This is a genomic window from Stenotrophomonas rhizophila, from assembly GCF_020857975.1.
Lineage (GTDB): Bacteria > Pseudomonadota > Gammaproteobacteria > Xanthomonadales > Xanthomonadaceae > Stenotrophomonas > Stenotrophomonas rhizophila_C.
In genome coordinates this window covers 68,334-83,048 of sequence record NZ_JACWUO010000017.1, presented here as the reverse complement: position 1 = coordinate 83,048, position 14,715 = coordinate 68,334, and the positions used below count along the sequence as shown (strand labels likewise).

Sequence of the window (14,715 nt, the reverse complement as noted above, 5' to 3'; positions counted from 1 at the left end):
CAGCAACAGCAACAGCAACAGCAACAGCAACAGCAACAGCAACAGCAACAGCAACAGCAACAGCAACAGCAACAGCAACAGCATCCGGGCAGCGGCCGCACTACCGTCGGCGTATCCCAACAGTGCATGACATTGACGGCCTGTAGCCCAGCAAATAGCCGAGCAAGCAAAAAAAAGCCACCCTTTCGGGTGGCTTCCGGTTCCGCGCTAGCGCCGCACTCAGTTGGCCTGGGTGCTCGGCGTGGCGGCGGTCTGGGTCAGCAGGCGGTTGATGTCCTGCAGGTCGGCGATGTCCAGCGTGCCGACGGCCTGGCCCAGCTGCAGGCGGTTCTGCAGGAAGTTGTAACGGGCCTGCGCGTAGTCCAGCTGCGCCGAGAACAGGATGCGCTGGTTCTGGATCACGTCCAGCACGGTGCGGGTACCCACTTCCAGGCCCACCTGCGAGGCGTCATAGGCGCTCTGCGCCGATACCACGGCCAGGCGGCGCGCTTCCACTTCGCTGATGCCCGCCACCAGGGTCTGGTAGGCATTGCGGGTGTTGCGGTCCAGCGCGCGCTTCTGCTGCTCGTAGCCGTCCTGGGCGATATCGCGCTGGGCCAGGGCCTGGCGCACGCCGGACTGGGTGGCGCCGCCGGAGAAGATCGGCACGTTCAAGGTCAGGCCGATGCTGTTGGTACGGCGGTCCGGGCTGAAGCTGCCGTTGTCGCCGACCACATCGCCCCAGCTGGCCGACTTGCCGGCGCTGGCACCCAGCGACAGGGTCGGGTAGTGCGCGCCACGCGCGGCCGACACGCCCTGCTCAGCCGCGTTGACCTTCAGTTCCTGCGCCTTCAGCGCCGGGTTCTGCCCGACCGCCTCACCAACCAGTTGGTCGACGCTGGCGTACTTGGCCGGCAGTTCCGGGCGGAAATCGGCCGGCAGCGCGCGTAGGTCGGTGACCGGCTGGCCGGTCAGTTCGGTCAGCGCCTGGTAGGCGTCGGCCAGGGTGTTCTGCGCAATGATGGTGTTGGCGCGGGCCTGGTCGTACTGGGCGCGCGCTTCATGCACGTCGGTGATCGGCGCCAGGCCCACTTCCAGGCGCTTGTCGGCGAAGTCGAACTGCTTCTTCGCGGCGGCCTCGTTGGTCTGCGCCGCCGACAACGATTCGATCGCCACCAGCACGTTGAAGTACGCCGCCGAGCTGCGCACGATCAGATCGTCGTTGGCCGAATCCAGGGTGAAGTCCGCCGCCCGGCTCAGCTCGCGCTGCGAGCGCAGGTTGGCGAACTGCGACCAGTTGAACAGGGTCTGGCTGCCATTGACCGTGTAGTTGCGGCTCTTGCTGGTGATCGAGTTCGAGCTGAGGTCGTGGTTGGGGTTGGTGCGGCTGCGGTTGATCGACGCCTCGCCGTTGAGCTGCGGCAGCAGCGCGGCACGCGCCTGCACGGCGCCTTCCTTGTCGTACAGACGGGTCGATTCGGCTGCAGACAGCTGCGGATCGCCGTTGCGCGCCATTTCGTAGACCTGCAGCAGGTCGGCGGCAGAGGCGGTCATCGGCAGCAGGGCGGCGGCCAGCGCAATAGCGAGGGATCGGCGGATCATTGCGGCTTCCTTGGACTCAGAGTTGGAACTGGGGCGCCGGAGCGGCACCGCGCAGGTAGTCGATATCGGTTTCAAACAGGGATTCAAGGCTGCCATCGGCCTGGACCAGCACCGCTTCCATCACCGGCGAACGGCCGCGGATCACGAACAGGCGGCCACCGGGACGCAGCCACTGGGCGAAACGTGACGGGATGGTGTCCACCGCGGCGGTCACGCAGATCGCATCGAAGCGGCGTTCGGTGTTCCAGCTCAGCGCGTCGGCGGTCTCGATGCGCACGTTGTTGCCCAGGCCGGCGGCATCCAGGCGCGCACGCGCGGTGGCGGCCAGTTCCGGTTCGATCTCCAGGCTCAGCACGTCGCGCGCCAGCTCGCCCATGCAGGCGCTCAGGTAGCCGCTGCCGGTGCCGATTTCCAGCACTTCATCGCCCGGCTGCAGGTCCAGCGCCTGCAGGGTGCGGCCCTCGATCACCGGCTTCATCATCTTCTGCCCCAGGCCCAGCGGCAGTTCGATGTCGGCGTAGGCCAGGGCCCGGTGCGATTCGGCGACGAACGCCTCCCGCGGCAAACGTGCCAGTACATCGAGCACGCGAATTTCCAGTACGTCCCAGGGACGGATCTGTTGTTCGACCATCAGTTCGCGGGCGTGGGAGTAATCGATCGTCATGGGCTTCTTCTAATCCAGCGCAGGGGGCCGGCCATTTTACCGGTGCCGGGAGCCGGCGGCGCGATCAAAGCATCGCTGCCGCCGCGTCGGGGTCGCAGTGCCGGAAGTCACCGCGACCTCCGGTCCATTCATATTGCTGTCACGGCCTGGAGCGTGGTGTGTACGCCCTCAGGAAGAACGCGACGCTGGCACGGACGTGCGCGTCGGCATCGCAGTCGGCCGGGGCCGGGCGCAGCCCGCACATCATATGCGTATGCAGCTCGCCTTTGATCAGGGTCATCAACTGCAGCGCGGCGGTCTGGCAGTCGTCGATCTCCAGTTCGCCGCAGGCCACCCGGGCACGCAGCAGCTCGGCCAGGGCTTCGGTGGTGCGTTGCGGGCCGGCCACCCAGAACATCTCGCGCAGGCGGTCGTCGGTGTCCGGGGCCATCATCACCCGCTGCACCGCCACCGCCTCGGCGGAGGTGATCATGCTGAAGAAGGCCAGGCCGATGCCCTCCAGCTGGTCGCGCAGCGGCGCTTTGGCGTCGGTCACAAACAGCGCATCGGGCAGCATTTCGGCGCAGGTGGCCTGCACAGCTTCGGTGAAAAGGGTTTCTTTGTCGCCGAAATGGCTGTAAACGGTCAGTTTGGAGACGCCTGCCTGGGCGGCGATGCTGTCCATGCTGACCCCGTTGTAGCCCTGCTCAACGAACAAGGCCTTGGCCGCCCCGAGGATGGCCGCACGCTTGCCCAGGTCCTTCGGGCGGCCCGGCCCGGAGGCCTTGGTGGCGGGCTTGTCCGGCGGAAGGGGGAGGCTTGGATCGGTCATGCAAACAATACTAGACCAATCGGTTCGATATTTATACTATACCGACTGGTTCACTATTGGCGGTGCTGCAACAGTATGTTGCGGTCGCCTTCTTCCAGATTTCTTCTCAGGTCCTGTAGCTCATGAAAAGCATGCGTTGGGTAGGCGGTGGTTTGCTGATGGTGATGCTGGCGGCGTGCGGCAAGCAGGATGCCGAGCCGGCGGCGGCCATTCCGGTGCTGGTGGTGCACCCGGGCACCGTGGCCGGGCAGGAAGCGGCCGCGTATCCGGGCGAAGTGCGTGCCCGCCAGGAGAGCCCGCTGTCGTTCCGGGTTGGCGGCAACCTGGTCAAGCGCCATGTCGACGCCGGCCAGCGCGTGCGCAAGGGCGAGCTGCTGGCCGAACTGGACGCGGCCGACTACGCCTCCCAGGCCAGCGCATCGCAGGCCCAGCTGGCCGCCGCCGAGGCCGACCTGGTGCGCGCCCGCGATGAGCAGAAACGCTATGCCAAGTTGGCCGAGGACCAACTGGTCAGCCGCTCGGCGCTGGACAGCCAGACCGCCGCCTACAAGGCCGCGCTGGGCCAGGCCAATGCCGCCCGCGCCAACCTGGCCGTGGCCCGCAACCAGGCGCAGTACGCCCAGCTGCGCGCGCCGGCCGATGGCGTGATCGCCAGCCGCCAGGCCGAGGCCGGGCAGGTGGTCAGTGCCGGGCAGACCGTGTTCACCCTGGCCGCCGACGGTGGCCGCGAGGTGCTGATCGCGCTGCCGGAAAGCAGCATCCGCGATTACCGGATCGGCCAGCCGGTCCAGGTCGAACTGTGGAACCGCCCGGGCCAGCTGCTGCCCGGCAGCATCCGCGAGATCGCCCCGGCCGCCGATGCGCAGGCCCGCACCTATGCGGCCCGGGTCAGCCTGGCCGCCGAAGCCCTGGGCGAAGTGGAACTGGGGCAGAGTGCGCGGGTGTTTGCCAGCGCCGGCCGCACCGGCACGCTGCAGCTGCCGTTGGCCGCAGTACTGCGCGGCGCCGACGGCAAGGCCAGCGTGTGGGTGGTCAACCCCGGCACCGGCGCACTCAAGGCCACCCCGGTAACGGTGGGGGCCTATGGCGCATCGGCAGTGCCGGTGCTGTCCGGGGTGGTTGCCACCGATTGGGTGGTCGCTGCCGGTGGTCACCTGCTGCGCGAGGGCCAGCAGGTGACTGCGGTCGACCGCCAGAACCGCCCGGTGCTGGCACCGGCGGCCACGCCGGCCGCCACCGGCAAGGGGCACTGATCCGTGCGCCGCTTCAATCTCTCCGAATGGGCGTTGGGCAACCGCCCGCTGGTGCTGTTTGCGATGCTGGCCTTCGCCATCATCGGCGCATGGTCGTACAAGCACCTGGGCCAGTCCGAGGATCCACCGTTCACCTTCAAGGTGATGGTGGTGCGCACCATGTGGCCCGGCGCCACCGCCGAACAGGTCTCACGCCAGGTCACCGAGCCGATCGAAAAGGCGCTGCTGAACACCGGGCAGTACGAGTTCATCCGCTCCTACTCGCGCCCGGGCGAATCGCAGGTGATCTTCGTGGCCCGCGACAGCCTGCGCTCCAAGCAGATTCCGGACCTGTGGTACCAGGTGCGCAAGCGCGTGGGCGACATCAAGCCGACCCTGCCGCGCGAAATCGTCGGCCCATTCTTCAACGACGAATTCGGCGACACCTTCGGCAACATCTACGCGTTGACCGGGCAGGGCTTCGACTACGCGGTGATGCGCGACTACGCCGACCGCATCCAGCTGGAACTGCAGCGGGTGCCGGACGTGGGCAAGATCGAGCTGGAAGGCCTGCAGGACGAGAAGGTCTGGATCGAACTGTCCAACACCAAGCTGGCCACGCTGGGCGTGTCGCTGCAGCAGGTGCAACAGGCATTGGCCGACCAGAATGCCATTTCCGCCACCAGTTTCTTTGAAACCCCGACGGACCGGGTGCAGCTGCGCGTCACCGGTCAGTTCCAGAACGTGGAGGACATCCGCAGCTTCCCGATCCAGGCCGGCGACCGCACCATTCATCTGGGCGACATCGCCGAGATCAAACGCGGTTTTGCCGATCCGGCGTCGCCGAAGATGCGCTTCATGGGCGAAGATGCGATCGGCATCGCCGTGGCGATGAAGGACGGCGGCGACATCCTCAAACTGGGCAGTACCCTGGATGCCGAGTTCGAACGCCTGCAGAAGACCCTGCCGGCCGGCATGCAGCTGCGCAAGGTCTCCGACCAGCCGCATGCGGTGGAAGAGTCCGTGGGCGAATTCGTGCAGGTGCTCACCGAGGCGGTGGTGATCGTGCTGCTGGTCAGCTTCTTCTCGCTGGGCCTGCGCACCGGCCTGGTGGTGGGCGTGACCATCCCGCTGGTGCTGGCGATGACCTTCTTCGTCATGCATTACTTCGACATCGGCCTGCACAAGATTTCGCTCGGCGCGCTGGTGCTGGCGCTGGGCCTGCTGGTGGACGATGCGATCATCGCGGTGGAGATGATGGCCACCAAGATGGAGCAGGGCTACGACCGGTTACGCGCGGCCAGCTTTGCCTGGGAATCGACCGCCTTCCCGATGCTGACCGGTACGCTGATCACCGCCGCCGGCTTCCTGCCGATCGCCACCGCCGCATCCAGTACCGGTGAATACACCCGTTCGCTGTTCCAGGTGGTGACCATCGCGCTGGTGGTGTCGTGGATCGCCGCAGTGCTGTTCATCCCGTACCTGGGCGACAAGATGCTGCCGGACCTGTTCAACCGGACCCCGCCCAAGCCGGACAGCCTGGCCGGGCGCTGGCGCGCCAGGCGCCTGCAGTGGGCCGAGCGTCGCCCCGCGCTCGCACGCTGGATCGCGCCGAAGGAACATGCGCATGACCACGATCCGTACCAGCGGCCGTTCTACACCCGCTTCCGCGCGTTCCTGGATACCTGCCTGCGCCACCGCTGGTGGGTGATCGCGGCAACCGCGGCGCTGTTCGTGTTCTCGCTGCTGATCTTCCGCTTCGTACCGCAGCAGTTCTTCCCGGATTCGACACGCCCGGAACTGATGGTGGACATCGAACTGGCCGAGGGCGCCTCGCTGCAGGCCACCCAGGCACAGGCGGCCAAGCTGGAAAAGCTGCTCAAGGGCCGCGAGGGCATCAGCAACTATGTGGCCTACGTCGGCACCGGCTCGCCGCGCTTCTACCTGCCGTTGGACCAGCAGCTGCCGGCCACCAACTTCTCGCAGTTCGTGGTGCTGACCGAGAATGCCAAGGCACGCGAGGCGACCCGCGCCTGGCTGCTCAAGGACGTGATTCCGCAGTTCCCGGACGTGCAGATGCGCGTGACCCGCCTGGAGAATGGTCCTCCGGTCGGCTACCCGGTGCAGATGCGCATCTCCGGCGAACATATCGAGCAGGTGCAGGCCATTGCCCGGCAGGTGGAAGCCAAGGTGCGCGCAAACCCGCACGTGATGAACGTCAACCTGGACTGGAGCGAGCCGAGCAAAGTGGTACGGCTGGTGCTCGACCAGGACCGTGCACGCGCGCTGGGCGTGAGCAGCGCGCAGGTGAGCCAGCTGCTGGGCACATCGTTGTCGGGCATGAGCGTGAGCACCTACCGGGAGGGCAACCGCCTGATCGAGATGCTGCTGCGTGGCCCGGACAACGAGCGTGTGCGGCTGGACATGCTCGGCAGCCTGGCCATTCCGACCGCCAGCGGCACCTCGGTGACGCTGTCGCAGGTGGCGCGCCTGGAGTACGTGTTCGAGGATGGCATCATCTGGCACCGCAACCGCCTGCCGACGGTGACCGTACGCGCCGACATCGCCGATGCGATGCAGCCGCTGGACGTGGTGCAGCAGATCCTGCCGACGCTGGAGGGCATCCGTGCCGACCTGCCGTCCGGCTACCTGCTTGAAACCGGCGGCACGGTGGAGGATTCCACCCGCGGCCAGGATTCGATCAAGGCCGGCATGCCGCTGTTCCTGATCGTGGTGGCCACATTGCTGATGCTGCAGCTGCGCAGCTTCTCGCGTGCGGCGATGGTGCTGGTCACCGCGCCGCTGGGCATCATCGGCGCCACCTTGTTCCTGCTGCTGTTCCGCGCGCCGTTCGGCTTCGTGGCCTTGCTCGGCACGATCGCATTGGCGGGCATGATCATGCGCAACTCGGTGATCCTGATCGACCAGATCCAGCAGGACATCGACGCCGGCCACGACCGCTGGCACGCCATCATCGACGCCACCGTGCGCCGCTTCCGCCCGATCGTGCTGACCGCGCTGGCGGCGGTGCTGGCGATGATCCCGCTGTCGCGCAGCGCGTTCTACGGCTCGATGGCGATCTCGATCATGGGCGGCCTGATCGTCGGCACCGTACTGACCCTGGTATTCCTGCCGGCGCTGTATGCGGCGTGGTTCCGGGTGAAGCCGGATGAGGTGAAGACCACGGAAGGCTGATGTTTTCCGGGGCCGACGCAACGTCGGCCCCGCCTGGCGCCGGGCACTGCCCGGCTGCCCCCGGCTGCGCCTCCGCATTGAACGTGGCGCACCTGCCCATGGCTCAGGCCACGCGCAGGCAGGACAATGGGCGATTGCACCTTGTCGATGTACCCCCTGCCATGTCCACTCCTTCTGTCTGCCTGCCACCGGCCATCGTCGCCTTTGCACTTCTGCTGGCCTGTGCCAGCGTCACCGCGTCGCCCGCCGATGCGAGCGCGGCGACCACCTTCCAGCGCGACCTGGTTGCCATCCTGGAATGCAGGGCAGACCCGATGACCAGGCAGACGGTAGGTAAAGCACTGCGCGCGGCGATGTATGGCGATGCACAGCAACGCCCCGCCCATCTGCGTGGGTGGCGGTTTGAACGCAGTGGTGACGAGGATCATCCGGTGACCACCCTCGACATGCCGACCGCGGTGACGGCGCAGGGCGTCACAACCCGGCGTTTGTTCATTGAAGCCGGGGACTTCTCGATGCCGATCAATGACCTCCAGCGCGAACGCATCGTGGCCGCGCACGCCTTGCGCCTGCGCTCCAGTTCCCTGCGCGAGCCCTTCCGCGTCTGGTCGTCGCCCGTCGTAGCAGGGGAGGCGCCGCGGCCCGCCGCGGTCGTCGTGCGTAGCGATGGCGACGGCTACCGGCTGGGCTGTGATCTGTCCGGTGAGCAGGGCGACGAGGCGGCTCCCGCGCGCCGCCAGCCCGTCGCCGACGCGCATGATCTGGCCGCCGCGGCGGAATGCCGGGCATCCCCGGAAGCGCTGGAACGGGTGGAGGCGTTCTGGAACCTGGCATTGGAGGCTGGCCAGGAGGCGTGGCCGGCGCAGCTCCAGAGCATGGCCTCGCGCGACAGCGGCGAGCTCTACGTGGCGACGCTGTTCGATCCCATCCGCATCCAGGGTGTCCCGACGCGTAGGGTCGCGCTGGGCATGGGATTGTTCGCTGGCCTGATGGATCCGGGTGCCACGGGGCAGGCCGTGAGCGGCGCTGGCATGACCGCCGCCGACCGGTCCAGCGACGGGTTGTGGGAAAAGGAACTGTCCAGCAACCAGGACGCTGGCCGCCAGGTGTCCCGAAGTCTCGTGGTACTTCAACGTGACGGCGTAGACACCCTGGTCGGCTGCATGTACGGCCAGCGCGTCACGATCGACAACTGACCCACGCCGCGGCAGGTACCGACCGTTGGTCGGTACGCTGCATCCGCGCCCGTGGAATCCGCCGCGTGCCTGGTGGGATGTGCCGACCAACGGTCGGTACGGCGCTCACCCGCGCAGGCGCGCCAGCACCGTATCGGTTGCCTGGGTGGTGCTCACCGCCGCGCCCTTGGCGGCCAGGTCGGCGGTGAACACGCCGGCATCCAGCGCCGCATGCACGGCTGCTTCCACGGCAGCCGCTTCGTTTTCCAGCCCCAGTGAATGGCGCAGCAGCATCGCCGCGCTGAAGATGGTGGCGTAGGGGTTGGCGATGCCCTTGCCGGCGATGTCCGGGGCCGAGCCGTGGATGGGTTCGTAGATGCCCACCGCGCCAGGCTCGCCCAGCGACGCCGACGGCAGCAGGCCGAGCGAGCCGGCCAGCATCGAGGCCTCATCGGTGAGGATGTCGCCGAACATGTTCTCGGTCACGATCACGTCGTACTCGCGCGGCTTGGCCAGCAGGTGCATGGCCATCGAATCGACCAGCTGGTGCTCCAGCGCGATCTCCGGGAATTCTTCGCGGCCGATCCGCGCGGCGACGTCGCGCCACAGGCGCGAGGTTTCCAGCACGTTGGCCTTGTCCACCGAGGTGACCTTGCCGCGGCGGGTCTGCGCCAGCCGGAAGGCGGTGCGCAGCACGCGCTCGATCTCGCCCACGCTGTAGCTGCACAGGTCGCTGGCGCTATCGACGGTGCGGGTCTTCTCACCGAAATAGATGCCGCCGGTCAGTTCGCGCACGACGACGAAGTCCACGCCTTCCAGCAGTTCGGCCTTGATCGGCGAGGCGCCGAGCGCGGCCGCGTGCGTGCGCACCGGGCGCAGGTTGGCGTACAGCCCCAGCGCCTTGCGGATCGCCAGCAGGCCTTGTTCCGGCCGGACCTCGGCGTTGGGATCGGACCACTTCGGCCCGCCCACCGCGCCGAGCAGGATAGCGTCTGCCTTGCGACACGCATCCAGCGTGGTGGCCGGCAGCGGCTCGCCGTGGCGATCGATGGCGATGCCACCGATGTCGTGTTCCTGGAACCCGAAGGTGTGCCCGAAACGGGTGGCGACGGCCTCCAGCACCGCCACGGCGGCAGCGGCAACTTCCGGACCGATGCCGTCACCCGGCAATACGACAATCTCAGCGTGCATGTTCACTCTCGTAACGTTCAATGTCAGGGGTACGGCCCAACAGATAACCCAATTGGTCCACGCCTTCCAGCAGGCAGGTCTGCGAGAAACCGTCCAGCGGGAAGGCATACACGCGCCCATCGGGCGTGCGCAGTTCGCGCGCGGCCACATCGATGGTCAGTTCGTCGTCCGGGCGCTGCATCAGCGTCTGCACATCGGCTTCGTCCAGCACGATCGGCAGCAGGCCGTTCTTCAACGAATTGCCGCGGAAGATGTCGGCGATCTCGCTGCTGACGATCGCGCGCAGGCCCAGGTCGGCCAGCGCCCACGGCGCATGTTCGCGCGAAGAGCCGCAGCCGAAATTGCGCCCGGCCAGCAGGATGCTGCGCCCGGCATTGTGCGGCTGGTTGAAGGCGAATACCGGGTTGGGCGTGCCATCGGCCTGCCAGCGCCAGTCGTTGAAGGCGTGCTTGCCCAGGCCGACCCGCTCGGTGGTGGACAGAAAGCGCGCCGGAATGATCTGGTCGGTATCGATGTTGGTCTCGCGCAGCACCACGCTGGTCGAGGTCAGGGTACGGAAGCCGCTCATCAGGCCACCTCCAGCGTGGCATACAGTTCGCGTGGGTCGGCCACGCGGCCGTTCACCGCGGCCCAGGCGGCCGTCATCGGCGAGGCCAGCAGGGTGCGCGAGCCGGGCCCTTGGCGGCCTTCGAAATTGCGGTTGCTGGTGCTGACCGCCAGTTGCCCCGGCGCGACCAGATCGCCGTTCATGGCGATGCACATCGAGCAGCCCGGCTCCCGCCATTCGGCACCGGCCGCGCGCACGACCACATCGATGCCTTCGGCTTCGGCCTGGCGCTTGACGATTTCCGAGCCCGGCACCACCAGCATGCGTACGCTCGGGGCGACGCGGCGGCCCTGCAGCACCTGCGCCACTTCGCGCATGTCGCTCAGGCGGCCGTTGGTGCAGGAACCGACGAAGACCACATCCACCGGCGTGCCGGCCAAGGTCTGCCCGGCGTGGAAGTGCATGTAGTCCAGGCCCTTCTGCGCGGCAGCGTCGTTGGCCGCCGGAATCGGCTGGTCCACGGCGATCGCGGTACCGGGGTGGGTGCCCCAGGTCAGGGTCGGGCGGATGTCGGCGGCATCGATGTGGACCTCCACGTCGAAGCGCGCACCGACATCGCTGCGCAGCTGCGACCACGCGTTGACGGCGGCCTCGAAGTCGGCGCCCTTGGGTCCGCGCGGGGTGTTGGCCACCCAGTCGAAGGTGGTCTGGTCGGGGGCGACCATGCCGGCACGCGCCCCGGCTTCGATCGACATGTTGCACAACGTCATGCGCTGCTCCATGTCCATCGCCTCGATCGCGCTGCCACGGAACTCCAGCACATGACCGGTGCCGCCGTTGACGCCGATCACGCCGATGATGTGCAGCACCACATCCTTGGCACCGACGCCCTGGGCCAGCACGCCATCGACCGTGATCGCCATGGTCCTGGCTTTGCGTTGCAGCAGGCATTGGGTAGCCAGCACGTGGCCCACCTCGCTGGTGCCGATGCCGAACGCCAGGGCGCCGAACGCGCCATGCGTGGAGGTGTGGCTGTCGCCGCACACGATGGTCATGCCCGGCTGGGTGAAGCCCTGTTCGGGGGCGATCACGTGCACGATGCCGCGGCTGGCCGACTGCAGGTCGAACAGTTCGATGCCATGTTCGGCGCAGTTGGCGGCCAGCATCGCCACCTGTGCTTCGGAGGCGGCGCTGGCGTAGGGCAGCTTGCCGTCGGCACCGGCCGGCAGGGTCGGGGTGGAGTGGTCCATCGTCGCCTTGGTCCGGTCCGGGCGGCGCGGGGAGAGGCTGCGCTCGCGCAGTTCGGTGAAGGCCTGCGGGGAGGTCACTTCATGGATCAGGTGCAGGTCGATGTACAGCACGGCGGGCGCGCTGTCGGTCTCGGGAACGACGACGTGGGCATCCCACAGTTTGTCGTACAGGGTGCGGGGAGCTGGGGTCATGGACTGGCCTTGCTGCGGTTCGGGGTGCTTCATGGGTGCTCAGGCCGCGGCGGTCGCCGCGGGCTGTTCGGTCGTCGCGTTGCGCTGGCGCAGCAGGCGGTTGGCCACGTCCAGCCAGGCCAGCGCCGAGGCTTCGATGATGTCGCGGCTGGTACCGGTGCCTTCGTACTCCACGCCGTCATGGCGCACGCTCAGGTTGGCTTCGCCACGCGCATCGGCGCCGATGCCCACGCTGTGCACGTGGTAGCTGTCCAGCATCAGCTGCACGCCGGTGGCCGCCGACAGCGCGCCGAACAGCGCATCCACCGGGCCATCGCCCTGGGCGGTCTCGGCGACGCGGTTGCCGTCCGGGTCGGACAGCTCCACCAGCGCGTTGGCGCGGCTGCCGACATCGCTGATGGTCATCGAGGCCAGCCGGTAGCCGTTCTGGGTGGCGCTGCCCTGCATCAGGGTCTGCAGGTCGGCATCGGTGACCACGCGCTGCTGTTCGCACAGCGCCTTGAACTGTTCGAAGACCAGCTTCAGCTCTTCTTCTTCCAGCCAGAAGCCCAGCGCGCGCAGGCGCTGGTCGACCGCGGCGCGGCCGCTGTGGCGGCCCAGCACCATCTGCGAGGATTCCCAGCCCACGTCTTCGGGGCGCATGATTTCGTAGGTGCCGCGGTGGCGCAGCATGCCGTGCTGGTGGATGCCCGATTCGTGCGCGAACGCATTGGCGCCCACGATCGCCTTGTTGCGCTGGACCGGCATGCCGACCAGCCGCTGCAGCAGCTGCGAGGTGCCGACCAGGCGCGGGGTATTGATCCGGGTGTCTTCCTCGTAGAAGGCATTGCGTACCTTCAATACCATCGCGATCTCTTCCAGCGAGCAGTTGCCGGCGCGCTCGCCGATGCCGTTGATGGTGCATTCCACCTGGCGCGCGCCGCCTTCGATGGCGGCCAGCGAGTTGGCCACGGCCAGGCCCAGGTCGTTGTGGCAATGCGCGCTGAAGATGATGCGGTCGCTGTCGGGCACCCCGGCGATCACCCGCTGGAACATGCCGCGGATTTCCTCGGGGGTGGTGAAGCCGACGGTGTCGGGCAGGTTGATGGTGGTGGCGCCGGCGGCTACCGCCACGCGCGCCACTTCGATCAGGAAGTCCTCTTCGGTGCGGGTGGCATCCTCGGCCGAGAACTCCACGTCGTCGACGTACCCGCAGGCCATGCTGACATGCTTGTGCACCGATTCCAGCACCTGCTCGCGGCTCATGCGCAGCTTGTGCTCGCGGTGCAGCGCGCTGGTCGACAGGAACAGGTGCAGGCGCGGCTTGGCGGCTGCTTCCAGCGCCTTGGCCGAGGTCTCGATGTCGCCGGCCAGGCAGCGCGACAGCACCGCCAGGGTGGTCTGGCGCAGCTCGCGGCCGATCAGGCTCATCGCCTCGCGGTCGGACTGCGAACTGGCCGGGAAACCGGTTTCGATGATGTCCACGCCCAGTTCGGCCAGGGCGCGTGCCATCACCAGCTTCTGCGGCGGGGACATGCTGCAGCCGGGCGATTGCTCGCCGTCGCGCAGGGTGGTATCGAAAATTCTGATGCGGGGGGAGTTGGGCATGGTCACCAGGAGGTCTCCTCGACGGCAATGTCGGATGGGATGGCAGGGATGGCAGGAATGGGATGCGGAACAGAATCGGGGGGTGTGGCGAGCACGGTTGCTAGCGGTGGTCGCGTGCGCTCGCTGGCGCGGCGGCGGGGTTTGCGCGGTGGCCGCGGGCGGATGTCGGCCAGCAGCTGGGCCAGCACCATGGCGTCGATGTTGCCGCCGGAGACCACCGCGCACTTGCGCTTGCCGGCCACGCGGCGGCCGGCGGCCAGCGCCAGCGCGCCGGCGCCTTCGGCGATCACGTGCTCTTCCAGCGCCAGCCGCACCAGGGTTTCGCGCAGCTCGGCCTCGCGCACGATCACCACGTCGTCCAGCAGGGCGCTGCACAGCTTGCGGGTCAGGAAGCCGGGGATCTTCACCTTGACGCCGTCGGCCAGGGTAGCGACCGGGGCGATTTCACGGACGTCGCCGCGGATCGCGCGGGCCATCGAATCGACCCCTTCGACCTGCGCGCCGACGATGCGCACGCCCTGCGATTTCAGTGCCAGCGCCACGCCTGAGGCCAACCCGCCGCCGCCGATCGGCACGATCACCACGTCCGGCGCATGCGGGGCCAGTTCGATGCCCAGCGTGCCCTGGCCGGCGATCACGTCCGGATCGTCGAAAGCGGACAGGAAGCGGTAGCCGTGCTGGTCGGCCAGCGCCCGGGCGAAGGCATAGGCCTCGTCATAGCTGTTGCCGTGCTGGCGCACGGTGGCGCCCCAATGGGCGACGCCGGCGATCTTGGTGGCCGGTGCGCCGTGCGGCATCACCGTGATCGCCGGGATATTCAGCCGGTAGGCGGCCCAGGCCACGCCCTGGGCGTGGTTGCCGGCCGAGGCGCAGATCACCGGGCGGTCGTCGCCGCGTTCGCGCCCGGCCAGCAGCGCGTTCAACGCCCCGCGCACCTTGTAGGAGCCGGTGCGCTGCAGGTTCTCCAGCTTCAGCCAGACCCCGAAACGTTCGGCGTAATGCAGCGGGGTAGGCGGCAGGTAGCGGCGCAGCCGCGCCTGCGCGGCCAGCACGTCGGCGACGCTTACGTCGCCTACCTCCGGTTCCTGGGCAGTGCGGCTAGCCGGCATGGCGCAGCGGACCACGCTGACAGCCGGCCGCAGGAAGCCGCTGGAACGGAATGCCGTCGTGGTGCGACGTCGTGCGTCCCGCACGCGCACCATTTGCACATCCCTGTGCTGCACGGTGCGACCTTGTGCGTCCTGCACGCGCACCACTCGCACATCCATGTGCTTCGAGAAGACTCCTCCG

The 14,715-nt window shown here is 67.9% G+C and carries 11 protein-coding genes; 3 read left to right on the top strand and 8 right to left on the bottom strand.

From position 1 onward, the window contains the following. Nucleotides 1-219: 219 nt before the first annotated feature. The 3 genes from IC535_RS14980 to IC535_RS14970 all read right to left on the bottom strand — a co-directional run bounded on the left by IC535_RS14980 (nucleotide 220) and on the right by IC535_RS14970 (nucleotide 3,056). Nucleotides 220-1,581 carry a TolC family outer membrane protein gene (locus IC535_RS14980; protein ID WP_228887326.1) on the bottom strand — a complete coding sequence of 454 codons (1,362 nt, stop codon included), beginning with the start codon at nucleotides 1,579-1,581 and terminating at the stop codon, nucleotides 220-222. A 16-nt stretch (nucleotides 1,582-1,597) separates the two neighbouring features. Beyond that, entirely contained in the window at nucleotides 1,598-2,245 is a 648-nt protein-coding gene (locus tag IC535_RS14975; protein WP_228887325.1) for a protein-L-isoaspartate O-methyltransferase family protein, read from the bottom strand. A 139-nt stretch (nucleotides 2,246-2,384) separates the two neighbouring features. Further along, nucleotides 2,385-3,056, bottom strand: a complete 672-nt coding sequence (locus IC535_RS14970; RefSeq protein WP_228887324.1) for a TetR/AcrR family transcriptional regulator — start codon at nucleotides 3,054-3,056, stop codon at nucleotides 2,385-2,387. Between the two features lie 122 nt (nucleotides 3,057-3,178). Here IC535_RS14970 and IC535_RS14965 point away from each other — a divergent pair, with 122 nt between their 5' ends. The 3 genes from IC535_RS14965 to IC535_RS14955 all read left to right on the top strand — a co-directional run bounded on the left by IC535_RS14965 (nucleotide 3,179) and on the right by IC535_RS14955 (nucleotide 8,679). After that, nucleotides 3,179-4,309: an efflux RND transporter periplasmic adaptor subunit gene (locus IC535_RS14965; protein WP_228887323.1), complete on the top strand. Its 1,131-nt coding sequence runs from the start codon at nucleotides 3,179-3,181 to the stop codon at nucleotides 4,307-4,309. A 3-nt stretch (nucleotides 4,310-4,312) separates the two neighbouring features. Further along, nucleotides 4,313-7,483, top strand: a complete 3,171-nt coding sequence (locus IC535_RS14960) for an efflux RND transporter permease subunit (protein WP_324250482.1) — start codon at nucleotides 4,313-4,315, stop codon at nucleotides 7,481-7,483. Between the two features lie 161 nt (nucleotides 7,484-7,644). Continuing rightward, on the top strand, nucleotides 7,645-8,679 hold the full coding sequence (locus tag IC535_RS14955) for a hypothetical protein (RefSeq protein WP_228887322.1): 1,035 nt from the start codon (nucleotides 7,645-7,647) through the stop codon (nucleotides 8,677-8,679). A 105-nt stretch (nucleotides 8,680-8,784) separates the two neighbouring features. Here IC535_RS14955 and leuB read toward each other — a convergent pair whose 3' ends face one another. Genes leuB through IC535_RS14930 form a run of 5 tightly spaced genes read right to left on the bottom strand, consistent with a single transcriptional unit; the run spans nucleotide 8,785 to nucleotide 14,534 of the window. Continuing rightward, a complete protein-coding gene (gene leuB / locus IC535_RS14950) occupies nucleotides 8,785-9,849 on the bottom strand; it encodes a 3-isopropylmalate dehydrogenase (RefSeq protein ID WP_228887321.1) in 1,065 nt (354 codons plus the stop codon). Next, nucleotides 9,839-10,417 (bottom strand): 3-isopropylmalate dehydratase small subunit, encoded by a 579-nt coding sequence (leuD, locus tag IC535_RS14945; RefSeq protein WP_228887320.1) that lies wholly within the window; start codon nucleotides 10,415-10,417, stop codon nucleotides 9,839-9,841. Before leuD ends, leuB begins: the two co-directional genes overlap by 11 nt. After that, nucleotides 10,417-11,838: a 3-isopropylmalate dehydratase large subunit gene (gene leuC / locus IC535_RS14940; protein WP_228887319.1), complete on the bottom strand. Its 1,422-nt coding sequence runs from the start codon at nucleotides 11,836-11,838 to the stop codon at nucleotides 10,417-10,419. The genes leuD and leuC overlap by 1 nt, the downstream gene beginning before the upstream one ends. Before the next feature lie 39 nt (nucleotides 11,839-11,877). Beyond that, entirely contained in the window at nucleotides 11,878-13,425 is a 1,548-nt protein-coding gene (locus IC535_RS14935) for a 2-isopropylmalate synthase (protein ID WP_228887318.1), read from the bottom strand. Between the two features lie 2 nt (nucleotides 13,426-13,427). Then, a complete protein-coding gene (locus tag IC535_RS14930; RefSeq protein ID WP_228887317.1) occupies nucleotides 13,428-14,534 on the bottom strand; it encodes a threonine dehydratase in 1,107 nt (368 codons plus the stop codon). Between the last annotated feature and the right edge of the window lie 181 nt (nucleotides 14,535-14,715).